The organism is Dyella flava (assembly GCF_016904955.1).
Lineage (GTDB): Bacteria > Pseudomonadota > Gammaproteobacteria > Xanthomonadales > Rhodanobacteraceae > Dyella_B > Dyella_B flava.
Genome location: NZ_JADIKE010000030.1, coordinates 43,668 through 57,495, shown reverse-complemented (window position 1 = coordinate 57,495; position 13,828 = coordinate 43,668). Strand labels below are relative to the sequence as shown.

Sequence of the window (13,828 nt, the reverse complement as noted above, 5' to 3'; positions counted from 1 at the left end):
TCGCCTTCTGGCGTTTACGACTTAGGGGTTCCCTGCCATCCGCCTCCCAATGCGAGGAAGATGTCGATCTGATCGTGGTTGAGTGTCCGTTCGATATCGGCAAGCGCGAGTTCAGCCGTCCAACTGTCTCGTTGGGCCGCCAGCATGGTGAGGGCATCAATCCGCCCGCCCCCATATAGCTCTTCCACTTCCTGCTCACGCTTGACTGCGCCATTCAGGGCGGCCTGCAGCTGTGTCCGGCGATCCCTGTCTGCGGCGTAGTTGTCGAGCGAGGTTTCCACCTCCTTAAGCGCCTCAAGCACGGTTTCGTCAAAGATGCCGAGCCTTGCACGGCTTTCGGCGTTAGCCTCGGCAATGCGAGCGCGCACTGCCTTCCTGTTCAGGTCCCAACTAACGCTCGGGCCAATGCCGTATTGATTGGTATAACCCGTAAGCGCATCCCCGACTACACCGGTTGAACCTAACGAAACACCGAATTGGATGTCTGGGTAGAGGGCTGCGGTCGCTACGCCTATTTGCGCAGTAGCGGCTGCCAGACGGCGCTCAGCCATTCTCACGTCCGGACGGCGCCGGAGCATGTCTTGTCCGCTTCCAACGGGAAGCTCTTGATCCAAATGCAGCGGCGCGTCACACGTCAATAGCGATGGATCGTAGTCCTCCGCTACTTTTCCCTGTAGAACAGCTATGCGAATCGCGGCGTTGCGCTGCGATGACTCCAGCATGGGAAGCTTTGCTTTCAATGAAGCCACAACGTCCTGCTGTCGCGCATTCTCCGTAGGCGAAACGCGGCCGCGCGAAACCGTCTCGCTCGTAAAACGCGTGAACTTTTCCTCGATCGCGATTTTTTGTTTCATCAAGGCGATTTCGTGCCCCGCATTGCAAACATCCGCATACGCGGACGCCGTCTGCGCAACGACATTGATGCGGACCAAGTCGCGTGCAGCAACGACCGCCGCATCATCGGCCTTGGCGGCCTCGATGCCTCGACGAATGGCGCCGAACAGATCCAGGTCATAACTTATTGAAGTTCCGACCGCATAGCCCTGAAATGGCGTGATACCCGTCCGTTGCAATACCGCTTCTTCGGACGGATGTTGCCAGCCTTCCGCGGCGTTGATCGACCCGCTGAAATGCTGAGCCTCGGCCTCGATCACCATCGCCTGACTGCGCTGGAGATTGGCTGCTGCCACACGCAATTGAATATTTTCGTTCAATGCATTTTTGACCAGGCGATTGAGCACGGGGTCATCGTAAAGACGCCACCATTGATCAGCCGCCGGGGTCGAGCTGATGTTTGCACCGGCGAAAGTGAAGTTGCGTTGGGCATCCGGCGCATTAACCAGCGCCGCAGCCGGCACGTGGTAGTTGGGGCCAACCGTCATGCACGCCGGCATCGAAGCGCAAATGCCGACGATGAGCAGGGGTCTGAGTTTCACCATAGGAAAACACCCCATGGCATTTTAGCGGGCTGCACGACCACCGTGGCGGTCTGCCCCGGCACGAGGAGTACATCCGGTGGTACGTGGTCAAGTTTTATGCGCACGGGAATGCGCTGGGCAAGCCGCACCCATGTGAATACCGGATCAACACCCGCGAGCTTAGCCATGTCCCCGGTTCGTTCGCGATCTTCGATCGCGCCGGCAATGCTTTCCACGTGCCCATGCAGTTCCTCGGGAACGCCCATCAGATGGATGCTGACTGGATCGTTGACGTGGATTTTCTGGAGCTTCGTCTCTTCAAAGTAACCTTCGACGCGCATCGACGGGACATCGACCAGCGCGAACGCTGGCTTGCCGGTCGTCAAGTAAATGTCCGGCTGCAATGTCATGTCGGTGACCTTGCCATCCACCGGAGCACGGAGCTTTGTGCGATCCAGGTTTAGCTTGGCCAGATCCAGCGCGGCCGCTGCATCCGCTACGGCCATGCGTAGATGCTCTACCCTCGTTTGCTCTTGCTGGGTCAGCTCGGTGGCTACCACGTCCGGCATGGACAAGCTGCGCTGATATTCGCGTACTGCCTCGGTCAGATCTGCCTGCAAGCCGCCGAGATTGGCCTGTGCTTGCCGCAACGCAATCAGGTAACGGGACGGATCCACAACAAGCAGCACTTGCCCCTTTTTAACGTACTGGTTGTCCTTGACGCAGACTTGGACAATGAGTCCGGCGACGTCCGTCGAAACCGGAACAATGTCCGCAACCACCTTGCCGTCTCGCGTGACGGGATCCACCTGATAGCGAACCCACAGCGCGCGTGTGAAATACAGCAGCGTGCCGATCGCCAGCAACGTGAACAGTGACCGAGCCAGGCTCGATAGCCTGTGGTTTGAGAATAAGTTACCCATGTTGCGGATACATATCGGCAAGGATGGTGATCAACCACCAAAGTGCACTCAACAGCGCAAGCTCAAAAATGCCCGGGTGCCCAAACAGGACAAACCACCTGAAACGCCGCAAGTAACTGCAGATGACGTGCGCGGCGATGCCGGCCAGAACGGCCCACACCAGCGCGGCAGGCATATACACGCCAACGATGTGCAGTTCTTCAAGCAACGCGTATCCCTCCCGGTGGTCGTGCGTTTGGAAAGAGATTGCAGCGCATGCTTACTAAGGCCATTAAGGTTGGATGGGTCGCCTGGACACCCTCGGATGTGCATAGGCCTACCAGCGCCATATCCAGCGAATTGAGCAATGCGGCGGGTGGCAGCAAGGACGAACCTTTTGCAGCCTGTGTTGCAAACAGCGTCGACGTTTGATCGAGCATGTCGTGCAGGATTGCCTGAACGGCAAGGGGCGCCGTTTTGAGCGACCGGCGCAGCGCGATGATGTTTCTTCCCAGCCGTAGCTCACCCAGTCCATCGGTCTCGTGCAACGGGTCGCTGTCGTGCATGGTCGCCATGCGAGCGGCAATCTGCCCGAGGCGGTCTATGGCCATTTCCGTCCAGTGCAGGGCATGCGACGGGCTGCCCAACTTTGCAAGCTTTCCGATATCGCTCCAATTGCTGCGGATCATGCGCCGGGAAGTCCATTGCACATTCACGGAACGGAACAGCTTGGCAATGGTGATGGACGTCACCACGCCGCTGAGTTGTGCAAGACCCACGTTGACGAATGAGGCAAAGTCCGCGTCGTATCGATCTACCACCATGATGGCGACAATCAGACAGGAGAGCATGGGCAGCGCACGCGCGGTGTACGCTGGCATGGCTTGCAAATACCCAAGAAAGATCAGCGCCGGCGCTAGGGTGATCACGAACATGGCGTAGCCGTCCACGCGCGGCTGCACGGAGAATAGATAAAAGGCCCCGAGGGGAAATGTCACCAAGGTAGCGATCAGATAGCGCCGGAGCATCGGAAAAGGATCATCCAGCGCGCTGAAGGAACAGCTAATCAGCGTGGCAAAGGCCGTGGTGGCTGCACCGGCCGGCCACTCAAGCGATATCCAAACGAAGCAATGCAGGAAAATCGCCGCCGCGGTGGCCAAACCCGCCAGCGCAGCCACGCCGTGATCGCGTGCGAAAGGAAAAGTGCTGTGCTGTACGCGGTTGCCACGTGCTGGGGCGCGAAGTTCCTTGCCACCCATGGTGCTGACCAGGCGGCAGCATTCGACATACGAATCAAGAAATTCCGCTACGCGGATGCCGACGCTTGCGACGAGCAGGTCGCTCCAGGACGGATAGAAAGTCCGGTTGGCGGCCATTTTTCTACTGCGCTCCACCAGCGCGTAGCCGCTTGCACAGTGCTGCTCATCAATCGAGGTCCTGTCCAGCCAGGCACGCGTGTCACGCATCAGTTGAACCAGCACCGGATCTTTCAAAGTGCCGGCATCGAGCATACCCAGCCGATCAGCGACGGCTGACGTAAGCGGAATCATATTGGCCATCTGCCGCTGCAGGCATCTCACGGTCTTGCGTCCGACTATCGCCGATGGCTGGTCACTGGGGAGATGAATGGCCATCGTGCCGAGTTCGGCAATATCCGCCGCCAGCTTGCGCCGATGCTCGTGCACTTTTCGGCTATGGCTTTGGCTGAGCACATCGCTCATCCACCGACCTGCATCGGCCAGAAAGGCTTCCGCGCGATCACGTATGACCGGTGTGACGCTCCATGGCTGCAGGATCATATGCACGACACTTACGCACACAATGCCGAGCGTCATCTCTTCGACGCGCGCCATATCAATGATGAAGATATGACCGGGATCGTCGAGAAAGGGAAAACTGCTGATCACCGAGCTGAATGCCGCCATTTGGAACAGGAACGCGCGTGGTGTCCGATCCAGCACGGCCAGATAGATGCAGAAGCCCGTCCATGAGGCCAGCATCAGTACCAGCAGTTCCGGCGCATGCTGGAAATTGGGCACCAGCGCGACGGACACGGATGCCCCCAGGAGAATGCCGCACAAGCGGTGAAACAACTTCGGCCGAAATGCACCGGCCATGGGTTGTGCCGCAATATAGACCGTCAACAATGCGTACCAGGGACGCGGCAAACTCGCTTCGAATGAAATAACCAGGGTTAACGCCGCCGCGAGAAAATTGCTGAAGGAAAATAGCAATTTTCGCGGTTCCGGCAGAAACAGGGGACGACTTACCGTAGCCGCCTTGCTAATGGGGCTCATGACACGTGGTTACCAGAAGTGGATGCATTAGACGATGTGGGCGGTGCGGTAAATCGCGCCGCCCCGTCTAACGACGACAATTATGCAAGACGACTCGGCAATTGATGAATTCAAAATATTGTTGGTTGACAGCAATATAAGTACGCTTGAGATCAGGCCTATACAACGTGACTAGTCGTCAAAGTCGTGGTAGGTACTGGCAGACTACAATCAAATTCTTTATAGATCCGATAAGAAAATTTGCTTTATGGATATCGCTCAAGCACGCACATTTCTGGAAATAGTCAAGACTGGCAGCTTTGTCAGCGCCGCCTCCAACCTAAATCTCACCCAGACGGCGGTGAGCGCACGCATACGCGTGCTTGAGGATGAACTTAATCAACCTCTTTTTGTTCGCGGTAAAACCGGCGCGCGACTGACCCCCGCCGGCGAGCAGTTCTTTCGTTTCGCTACCACCATGGTTCAAACATGGGAGCGCGCACGAAAGTCCGTGGCGCTTCCGCAGGGAAGAGAAACAGTCGTCACGGTAGGTGCCGAGTTCAATCTATGGGATCCGTTTTTGCGTAACTGGCTGGTATGGATGCGTGAGAATTGTCCCGAGTTTGTGGTCAGTGCAAGGATTGATGACGCCAGACAGTTGATAGAGCGAGTGCAGGAAGGTGTTCTCGATATCGCTATCGTCTATCTGGCGCCCCAACGTCCTGGTTTGATCGTCGAATTGCTCTATGAAGATAAGCTCGTCATGGCGCGCGCCACGTCTTCGGATGGAAAGCCGCCCTCGCATCCCGAGGACCACATCCGTATCGATTGGGGTGATGCGTTTGCCGCCAGTCACCAGGCCGCCTTCCCTGATCAGCCGAATCCTGCCATTTCGATCAGTTACGGTCCGCTTGCGCTCGACTACATTCTGGCGTTGGGCGGAAGTGGTTATTTCCGCAAGAGTTTCGTGCAGCGCTATATCGACAGTGGAAAACTCGAGCTCGTGCCTGGCAGTCCCGAGTTTTCCTATTCCGCGTATGTCGTTCATTCGACATCCGCTGACACGGCATTGATGGACCGCATCCGCGTCGGTTTGCGGACCGCCTCACCCAAGGCGTCGTCATAGCAAGCCCGAGATATAAGGCCGTCAACCCGCCGCGGCGTCGGCGATCGGCGTTGCAGTCACGCCGGGATGCTCTGACAGCGCCACGAACTGCGGCCTCGCGCTATCGAAGGCATCGATGCGGCCTGACCCAATGTCATACACCCATCCGTGCAGATCCAGCTGACCTGCGCAAGGGCACGCGCAACGGACGGATGCGTCTTGAGGTTATTGAGCCGAGCGACGACGTTTTCGCGGATAAGCGCATCCGGGCGCGCGCACTCCGACACGTGTTCATGCGTTTCATTGACCAGCTTTGCCGAGTCCGCGTAGCGCAACCAGCTCTTGACCGCCGGCATATGGTCGAGGCATTTGCACGCTGCAATCGGAGTCATCGCGCCACAATCCGAATGGCCGCAAATAACGATGTCGGTGACACCCAAGGCGGCCAACACGTATTCGATGGTGGCATATACCCCGCCGGGCTCGGGACCAAATGAAGGCACGATGTTGCCGGCATTACGAATGACGAACAGATTACCTGGCTCGCTCTGGGTTACCAGTTCCGGAACCATCCGGCTGTCCTGGCAGGAAATGAAGAAGGTGGTCGGCGCCTGGCTCGCGGCGGCCTGTCACTGCTGCACACCATCGGCACGAATCACGCACCGAACCGTCCCGATCCGAGGATCGAGCGTTGCATTTTCCCCAATTCACAGGTGCCGGCGATGAGCCAGGTGGCCGACGCGCTGGAGCGCCGCTTCGTGGTTGAGGATTGGCATAACTTCGGTGCCGACTACGAACGAACCCTGCTTGCATGGCTGGACAATTTTGATAACGCCCGGCCGTCCCTCGCCAAAGATTACGACGAGTCATTTCGCCGCATGTGGCGTTTTTATCTCGCCGCTTCCGCAGCAACCTTCCGCGCCCGCCGCGATCAACTTTGGCGGATTGTCCTGTCGCCGAACGGGGTTTCCGGTGGCTATCGTTCGCCACGCTAGGGTGTAGCGGTTCGAATCCGAGCGTTGCCTGGCCGATGACTTCGTTCCCCTTCAGCGGGACCGACGCCGATACAAATCGTCGACGGGCAGTCGCCGGACCGTTTGATTTTGTGAAGGCTTCGTCAACGCTACGTCAAGCCACAGACGTCTAGACGTATACATCTTTACAAACATGCAAAACATTACGGACATGCGCGGTTCTGTCAGCTGACACGCCCAACACCGCGGTGCAATACTTTGCCGCGCCCGTTCATTCGGAAGTGAACTACGCGGGCAATCAAGGGGGCAAGCGTATGAAGCGACCTGTTCTGGCCGGAGATCTGGCCAGGTTCCTGGGAACGTTCTTTGTTCTGTTCGCCCTGGGTGCACTGGTGCTCGTCATCGTCGCCATCGTCGAGCGGCAATTCGCCGAACACCGGCTCGATCAAGTCAATGCGAATGCCGTGACCGTGGCCGGCAACACGTTGCGCGCGGACGTTGACACGGCAAAGGGCGATGCCAGCCTGCTCCGCTCGATTCCGCTCGTCAGCCAGTTCATGTCCTCGCCAACGCCCGCATCGCGTGAATCGGTCGAGCACCTTCTTACGACGCTGGTGGCTACGCGTGGCGATTATCTACAAGCCCGGCTGATCGATAACCACGGCATGGAAGTGCTGCGGATCAATCACACCACGCAGGGCGTGCGTACTACGCCGATGGACAAGCTGCAGAACAAGGCGTCACGCCCGTATTTCATTGCGACGGCGAATCTACCGGTCGGGGCCTTTTACGTGTCACCGCTGGATCTGAATATCGAGCACGGTCAGATCGAGCGACCTTTCGTGCGTACCTTGCGCGTCGGCACACCGGTGTTCGGCAACGACGGAAGCCGTCTGGGCATGATCATCATCAACCTCGACGGCAACCAGTTGCTTAACCAGTTCGGGATGGATGCCAGGCTCTCGCAAGGCTCCATGTGGCTGGTCGACCGGGGCGGCAACTGGCTGATCGGTCCCGATCCCGATCGGGAGTGGCGCTTCATGCAGCCGGATGCGGCGCAGGCGACCGTGGCCACTGACATGCCCTTGGTCTGGAAGGCCGTCCAAACCCAGGTTAAGGGCCAGGAACAGGGCAGCTTCGGCTATGTGGTGTTCGATACGATCGACTTGAATCCCGATGCGGGACCCGACTCGCCACAGCTGCGGATTATTTCCGTGACCAAGATGCCTACGGTGACGGGCACCCTGCTGAGTCGCGGCTACCTCCTTTGCCTGCTGCTCCTGCTTGCACCGATGCTGATACTGGCGGCGTGGCTTACCCGCCTGCGCATCGGCTACCGCGCGATCCATGAAGAGATGCGAACGAATGCGCGTCTGCTGGAAAACATTCTTCAGCACTCCAGCGTGGCGATTAAAGTGAAAGATACCGACGGTCGGATCGTGCGCATCAACAAAACTGCCGCCGAACTGATAGGCCGCCCTCCTGAAGAGTTGATCGGCAAGGATGTGGAGAGCATCGCCACGGCAGAGAGCGCGGCGATGGTGCGCGAGCACGACCGCGAAGTGATCACCAAGCGCAGCGTCACTGCCTACGAAGAACAGGTCAATTACCTGGGCGGTTTCCACACCTTGCTTACCAGGCGCTTTCCGGTCACCGATGCACTTGGCGAGATTGCCGGCGTCGGCGTGATCTCGATGGACATTACGCAGCGTATCCATATGGAACAGGTGCTGCGGGTGGCGAAGCTGGAGGCCGAGTCCGCCAACCGCGCCAAGTCGCTGTTCCTGGCGAACATGAGCCATGAATTGCGCACACCGCTCAACAGCATCATCGGCCTGAGCGAACTCACCCTCGAACAGGCCTACGATCGCGAGGACAACGAAACCGCCGAAGTCATGCAGCGTGTCGTCAATGCCGGGCGGCATCTGCTGTCCTTGATCAACGATGTGCTGGATATCTCGCGCGTCGAATCCGGCCGGATCGAGCTGCACAACGAAGTTGCAAGGGCGGATACGCTGGTCGAGAGCGTGATCAACGCGATGCAGCCGCTGGCCAGTGCCCACGCCAACAAGCTGCTGCTCGAGGTGGCGCCCGACGTGGGTCTGGTGTGTACCGACGTCACCCGATTGCGGCAGATCATGCTCAATCTGATCGGCAACGCGATCAAGTTCACCCGCAATGGCGAGGTGAAGGTCGCCCTGTCCTGCGACGACGACCGCTTGCAGATCGTGGTGTCCGACACCGGCATCGGCATGACCCCGGAACAGCTGCAGCGCGTGTTTGAACCGTTCGAACAAGCCGACCGTTCGATTGCGCGCCGCTTTGGCGGCTCGGGACTGGGTCTCACCATCTCACGGCAACTGGTAGACCTGATGGGAGGCCAGATCAAAGCCACCAGCGATATCCACTGCGGCAGCGTATTCACCGTGTCGCTACCGCTGGGCGATATCGACGGCTTTGAGCCACCTGCCCCGCCGGTGATGGGCGAAGGCTCGTTTGCGCACCGGCGCCGCCCGGTCGTGCTGGTCGTGGATGATGATTCGGATGCCTGCGAGCTGGTGCGCAATGCACTCGAGCGCAATGGCATCAATGTGGTCAGCGCTTCCTCCGGACGAGAAGCGCTGGCGCTCACCCGCTCGCTGCGGCCCGCGGTGATGGTCCTGGACATCATGTTGGGCGATATGACCGGCTGGGATGTGCTGGCTGCGCTGAGGGCGGATCCCGAGCACGCCGAACTCCCGGTGATTTTATGCACGGTCACCGATCCGGAACAGCGCACGGGCGTACTCGGCGTGATCGAGCATCTCACCAAGCCGTTCGATCGCGATCACCTCACCCGGCTGGTGCAGCGCTTCGTGGGCAAGGTGAAACGCGGCCGGTTGCTGGTGGTGGACGACGATGATTTTTATCGCAACAAGATTGCGGCCGAGTTGCGCGAGGAAGGTTATCAGGTGGAGACCGCGCCGAACGGTCAGCACGCGCTGAGCGTGATGCGCGAACAAGCACCTGACCTGTTGCTGCTGGACATGGTCATGCCCGGCATGGACGGGGTGGCGGTGGTCGAGGCGATGCGCGCCGAGCAGGCGCTTGCGCTGGTGCCGATCATGCTGGTGACGGCGGCGGACATTACGCCGGAGATGAGCCGCACTTTGTACGAACGCGCCGCGCTGCTCGTGCGCAAAGGCGAAGCGGACCTTACCGATGTGGTGCGGCAGGTACATCACTTGCTGGACCGGTTGCAGCTGCCGATGAGCGAGGTGAAGGAGGCGACATGAATAGCGTGCTTTACGTCGAAGATGACGACAACAATGCCTTCATGCTCACCCGTCGATTGGGGCGACACGGTATCCAGGTGCGCCACGTCGAGGATGGCGAGAAAGCGCTTATCGCTGCCGTCTGGAAGCGCCCCGATGCCGTGCTGTTGGACATCAACCTGCCGGGCATCAATGGCCTGGATGTGTTGCAGCGATTGCGCGGCAATCCGCAAACACACGACATACCGGTGATCGTGCTCTCCGCGCACGTGATGGAGCACGACATCCTGAAGGCGATGGAAGCCGGCGCCAATGCCTTCGTGCCCAAGCCGATCGAGTTCCCGTCCTTGCTTGACGCCTTGCAGCGCGTGATCAAGAACAACAGCGAAAGGAGTAGTGCATCATGACCCAGGACGCGCGCATCCTCATCGTCGACGACGACGAAGGCAGCCGCTTCATGCTGCGCCGACGACTGAAGCAACTTGGCTTTCTAAATCTGGGTGAGGCCCACGATGGCGCGACCGCGCTGATCGAGGCGCGCCGGCAGCTGCCGGATATCATGCTGCTGGATGTCATGATGCCCGGCACCGACGGCTTGACGGTGTTGTGTGCCATGCGCGCTGACGAATATCTGCGTGACGTGGCGGTGATCATGGTCTCGGCCAACGACAAGATGGATCTGGCCGCCCACTGTATTGAGCTCGGCGCCGAAGATTATCTGGGCAAGCCGGTGCTCATGCCGATGCTGAACGCCCGTATCGCTTCCGTGCTGGAGCGTCGTCGCCTGCGTGCGGTGGAGCGCGCCTTTCTCTCCCGTTTCGACGCGGAAACCGAGTTGCCCAACCGCATCGCGCTGCTTGAGCGTACCGAGCGCCTGATGGCATCGGGCCGTCCTCTTGCCTTGGTGGTCGTGGCGTGTAGCAATCATGCCAATATCGCGCTCGGCACCGATGAAGACGAAGCCGCCGACTCCCTGCGCAAGCTGGCCGCTTACGTGCAGGCGCGCTGGGCACAGGTCGACACCGTGGCGCGTATCGCCGAAGACATGCTGGGCTGGCTGATACCGGAAACACGCGACAGCCGGCAAATCGTCATGGAGATGCAGGCAGCCCTGGGCATGTCCGCGCGTGATTCGTCACGCATGCTGGGCTCGGTGCGTGCGCTTACCGCCGCTATCGCGATGTGGCCGGCCGGCGATGGCGCGCCGGTGGAATCGGCGGAATTGCTGCGGCTTGCGATGAGCGAAGCGGCGCGCATCGATCCGCTGGGTGATGAGCGCGTGATCCTGGCCGATCCGTCGCTGCGCACGCGTGCGCGTGAGTCGCTAGCCGTCCATCAACAATTGGAACACGGGCTTGATCGCGGTGAGCTGGAGCTGTATTTCCAGCCGATTTTCGCGGTCGCCGGCGATTTGTGTCCGGTCGGCGCCGAAGCGCTGCTGCGCTGGAACCATCCCGAGCGCGGGCTGCTTGGTCCTGGGGCGTTCCTCGGCGCGGTCGAGCACACCCCGCTGATGCACCGCCTCGATGCATGGGTGGTGGAACAAGCCATTGCCAGCCTGATCGCGTGGGGTGACGGCCTGCCCCCGGCGTTCCGCCTGCATGTGAACGTCACGGCGCGCAGCCTGGCGTCGGGCCGGCTGACGGAAATCCTTATCAACGGCCTGCCCAAAGCATTACGCAAGCATCTGGCCGTGGAGCTCACCGAACGCATGCACGTGCCGGATATGCCTGCCTGCGCGGCTGCGTTGCGTTGTCTGCGTGAGCTGGGAATCCATGTGGCTCTGGATGACTTCGGCACGGGGTTCTCATCACTCAGCCATGTGAGTTTGCTTCCCTGCGATACGATGAAGATCGACCGCAGCTTCGTCAGCGGGGTCGACCATGACGCGAGCATGCGCTGCCTGCTCGAATCGCTGATCGGCATGGCCAAGTCGCTTGGGCTGACAGTGATCGTGGAAGGCGTGGAACAAAACGGCGAGCTTACGGTACTGCGCGAGGTCGGCTGCCCGCTGGTACAAGGCTATCTGCTGAGTGAGCCGCGGCGCGAGGCGGAATTTCTGCGTTATCTGCATTGAATTTGACGGGCTTGCAAGCATCGAATCCGCTGGTTGAACCGGCGGACTGTTGCATGGCCAGAAACCGCAGGCTCATGATCGTCCCGGCCGAGATTTCCCAGAACCGAGCGTGCCGGTGACGTGCAGCGGGATGACGGCGAGCGGTACGCCTACGCTTGGATAAGCGATAAACAGCACCAGACATAGGTGTACCGCGATGAAGCCGTCGTTCCCGCTTTCACATGGCGTCACGCCGCCGACGAGGCCAGGTCTTTCGAGCAAATCCACGCCGCCATGACCCGCTCGCGCCACTTCAAGGATGGCCCCATCTCGGCAAATCTCAGCGGCATTTTTGGGACGCTTAGAAAGTGAGCGGGAACCTCATCGGCGAACGCGTCCCGCAGCATCCCCTTGGTCGTCCCGTCCACCATCTTTGTATCAAGCCGCAGGGAGGCGGCAAATCTGACGAGATCCTGGTCCTGGAAGACCGGCCGGTACTCGATGCCGATATTTGAGAAACAGGAATCCAGCCTTGGATTGTGGAGTTGGCTGAGCTCGCATAAATCATAGACAAAGCCCGGGTCGGCATACCGTGCATCCCGCGCGCATTGAATAAAGAGCCGATACGGGCCCAGACCATTATCGTCATGCTTGCCTATCCACTCGCAGAAGTAATTCCGCTCCAGCACGACATTCGACAACGCTCCCCTGCGATAAAGCTCCAACCGTGCGGAATGGCGCCGGTAACCGCCGAATAATTCATCGGCGCCGGAGCCGCCGAGGACGGTAACGGCTCCCTCGGACCTGCAATAGTCGGCCAGTGCAATCTTGGGCAGCAAGCTCCCGCCATCCAGGGGCCAATCGATGCGCTCAGCAAAGAGCTTTTGCAGTTCTGCCCGGTTGGGCATGACAAATTTCACGACATCGAGCGGGCAACCGTAGTGATCGGCAACCTCCGCGGCGTGCGCCAGCTCCGCTTCGTTCTCCCCATCCGGGTAAGCCAGAGTGACCAGGCGTGGGCGTTTGCCGGCTTCGACGGCACAGTGAAGAATCAGCGTGCTGTCCACCCCGCCGGAAAAGAGTAAAAACGGCGGCTTATCCGCTTGTAAATTTCGTCGAACGGCCTGTTTGACGAGCCGTTTGGCGGCCTCCAGATACGACTCATCCAGCTCGGGATGGCGCCAGTCGAAGAACGGTTTGCGCGAACGCACGACGCCATTGCCGAGGTTGACCTCTACCGTTGTTCCCGGCTGAACGGACTGAATGCCGTTGAGCAGCGTTTTGGGGCCAACGGAATAGCCGCAGGAACGCCATTCCGCCAATGCAGCGCGATTCAACGATGGTGAGTACGGTATTTCAAAATAATCGGCCAGAGCCGGGAGCCACGAAGCCTGCGATGAAAACAGGACGTGCTCCCCAACAGACGCATAGTAAAGCGGAGTGATGCCACTCGCGTCCCGGAAAAGGATTGCCTTGTTTTTATTTTCATCGATCAGGACACCGGCGAATTGTCCCCGCAACTGGCCGAGTGCCGCGGTCCCGCCTTTTAGATACAGCGAAAGAATGACCGAGCAGTCTGATGGGCGCGCCGCCCATCCATGCGACGCACGAATCTCCTTGTAATTCGATATGAAGCCATTGACGAGAAGCGACACGCCGCTATCGAAGAACGGTTGCGCAACGTCGAGCGCACCGGTGCCTACGACCGCCAGCCGGCTATGGCATACGGAGAAATTCTCGCCTACACGCGTAGCAAAAGCATCCGGGCCACGACCCGCCATGAGGTTGCGAAAACCGGACAGTTCCTTCAATCCAGGGCCAAATCCACCGGTAATTGCGCACA

10 protein-coding genes and 1 pseudogene are annotated in these 13,828 nt (G+C 59.5%); 5 read left to right on the top strand and 6 right to left on the bottom strand.

Annotated elements, in window-relative coordinates:
- Window positions 1-14 precede the first annotated feature (14 nt).
- Genes ISP19_RS06030 through ISP19_RS06015 form a run of 4 tightly spaced genes read right to left on the bottom strand, consistent with a single transcriptional unit; the run spans window position 15 to window position 4,617 of the window.
- Entirely contained in the window at window positions 15-1,439 is a 1,425-nt protein-coding gene (locus tag ISP19_RS06030) for an efflux transporter outer membrane subunit (RefSeq protein WP_204680458.1), read from the bottom strand.
- Window positions 1,433-2,341, bottom strand: coding sequence for an efflux RND transporter periplasmic adaptor subunit (locus tag ISP19_RS06025; RefSeq protein WP_204680457.1), 909 nt, complete (start codon window positions 2,339-2,341; stop codon window positions 1,433-1,435). The genes ISP19_RS06030 and ISP19_RS06025 overlap by 7 nt, the downstream gene beginning before the upstream one ends.
- Window positions 2,334-2,549: a DUF1656 domain-containing protein gene (locus ISP19_RS06020; RefSeq protein WP_204680456.1), complete on the bottom strand. Its 216-nt coding sequence runs from the start codon at window positions 2,547-2,549 to the stop codon at window positions 2,334-2,336. The genes ISP19_RS06025 and ISP19_RS06020 overlap by 8 nt, the downstream gene beginning before the upstream one ends.
- Window positions 2,542-4,617 (bottom strand): FUSC family protein, encoded by a 2,076-nt coding sequence (locus tag ISP19_RS06015; protein ID WP_204680455.1) that lies wholly within the window; start codon window positions 4,615-4,617, stop codon window positions 2,542-2,544. Before ISP19_RS06015 ends, ISP19_RS06020 begins: the two co-directional genes overlap by 8 nt.
- 247 nt (window positions 4,618-4,864) lie before the next feature.
- On the opposite strand from ISP19_RS06015, the gene ISP19_RS06010 reads away from it, so the two are divergent.
- The gene (locus tag ISP19_RS06010; RefSeq protein ID WP_204680454.1) at window positions 4,865-5,722 is read left to right on the top strand and encodes a LysR family transcriptional regulator; all 858 of its coding nucleotides are present in this window, start codon (window positions 4,865-4,867) and stop codon (window positions 5,720-5,722) included.
- A 56-nt stretch (window positions 5,723-5,778) separates the two neighbouring features.
- Here ISP19_RS06010 and ISP19_RS06005 read toward each other — a convergent pair whose 3' ends face one another.
- Window positions 5,779-6,273, bottom strand: a complete 495-nt coding sequence (locus ISP19_RS06005; protein WP_275577104.1) for a carbonic anhydrase — start codon at window positions 6,271-6,273, stop codon at window positions 5,779-5,781.
- 21 nt (window positions 6,274-6,294) lie between these two features.
- On the opposite strand from ISP19_RS06005, the pseudogene ISP19_RS06000 reads away from it, so the two are divergent.
- The 4 genes and pseudogenes from ISP19_RS06000 to ISP19_RS05985 all read left to right on the top strand — a co-directional run.
- Window positions 6,295-6,696 (top strand): annotated as a pseudogene (locus tag ISP19_RS06000) (class I SAM-dependent methyltransferase); the annotation flags it as partial.
- Window positions 6,697-6,989: 293 nt separating this feature from the next.
- Entirely contained in the window at window positions 6,990-9,950 is a 2,961-nt protein-coding gene (locus tag ISP19_RS05995) for a response regulator (protein ID WP_204680453.1), read from the top strand.
- The gene (locus ISP19_RS05990) at window positions 9,947-10,336 is read left to right on the top strand and encodes a response regulator (protein WP_204680452.1); all 390 of its coding nucleotides are present in this window, start codon (window positions 9,947-9,949) and stop codon (window positions 10,334-10,336) included. The genes ISP19_RS05995 and ISP19_RS05990 overlap by 4 nt, the downstream gene beginning before the upstream one ends.
- Window positions 10,333-12,006 carry an EAL domain-containing response regulator gene (locus ISP19_RS05985; protein ID WP_204680451.1) on the top strand — a complete coding sequence of 558 codons (1,674 nt, stop codon included), beginning with the start codon at window positions 10,333-10,335 and terminating at the stop codon, window positions 12,004-12,006. Before ISP19_RS05990 ends, ISP19_RS05985 begins: the two co-directional genes overlap by 4 nt.
- 227 nt (window positions 12,007-12,233) lie before the next feature.
- Here ISP19_RS05985 and ISP19_RS05980 read toward each other — a convergent pair whose 3' ends face one another.
- Window positions 12,234-13,796, bottom strand: a complete 1,563-nt coding sequence (locus tag ISP19_RS05980) for an asparagine synthetase B family protein (protein ID WP_204680450.1) — start codon at window positions 13,794-13,796, stop codon at window positions 12,234-12,236.
- Window positions 13,797-13,828: the final 32 nt, after the last annotated feature.

Bases quoted from the DNA above. Each gene is read 5' to 3' on its own strand.
- ISP19_RS06015 (WP_204680455.1), bottom strand. From the start codon at position 4,617: ATGAGCCCCATTAGCAAGGCGGCTACGGTAAGTCGTCCCCTGTTTCTG.
- ISP19_RS06030 (WP_204680458.1), bottom strand. From the start codon at position 1,439: ATGGTGAAACTCAGACCCCTGCTCATCGTCGGCATTTGCGCTTCGATG.
- ISP19_RS05985 (WP_204680451.1), top strand. From the start codon at position 10,333: ATGACCCAGGACGCGCGCATCCTCATCGTCGACGACGACGAAGGCAGC.
- ISP19_RS06025 (WP_204680457.1), bottom strand. From the start codon at position 2,341: ATGGGTAACTTATTCTCAAACCACAGGCTATCGAGCCTGGCTCGGTCA.
- ISP19_RS05990 (WP_204680452.1), top strand. From the start codon at position 9,947: ATGAATAGCGTGCTTTACGTCGAAGATGACGACAACAATGCCTTCATG.
- ISP19_RS06005 (WP_275577104.1), bottom strand. From the start codon at position 6,273: ATGGTTCCGGAACTGGTAACCCAGAGCGAGCCAGGTAATCTGTTCGTC.
- ISP19_RS05995 (WP_204680453.1), top strand. From the start codon at position 6,990: ATGAAGCGACCTGTTCTGGCCGGAGATCTGGCCAGGTTCCTGGGAACG.
- ISP19_RS06010 (WP_204680454.1), top strand. From the start codon at position 4,865: ATGGATATCGCTCAAGCACGCACATTTCTGGAAATAGTCAAGACTGGC.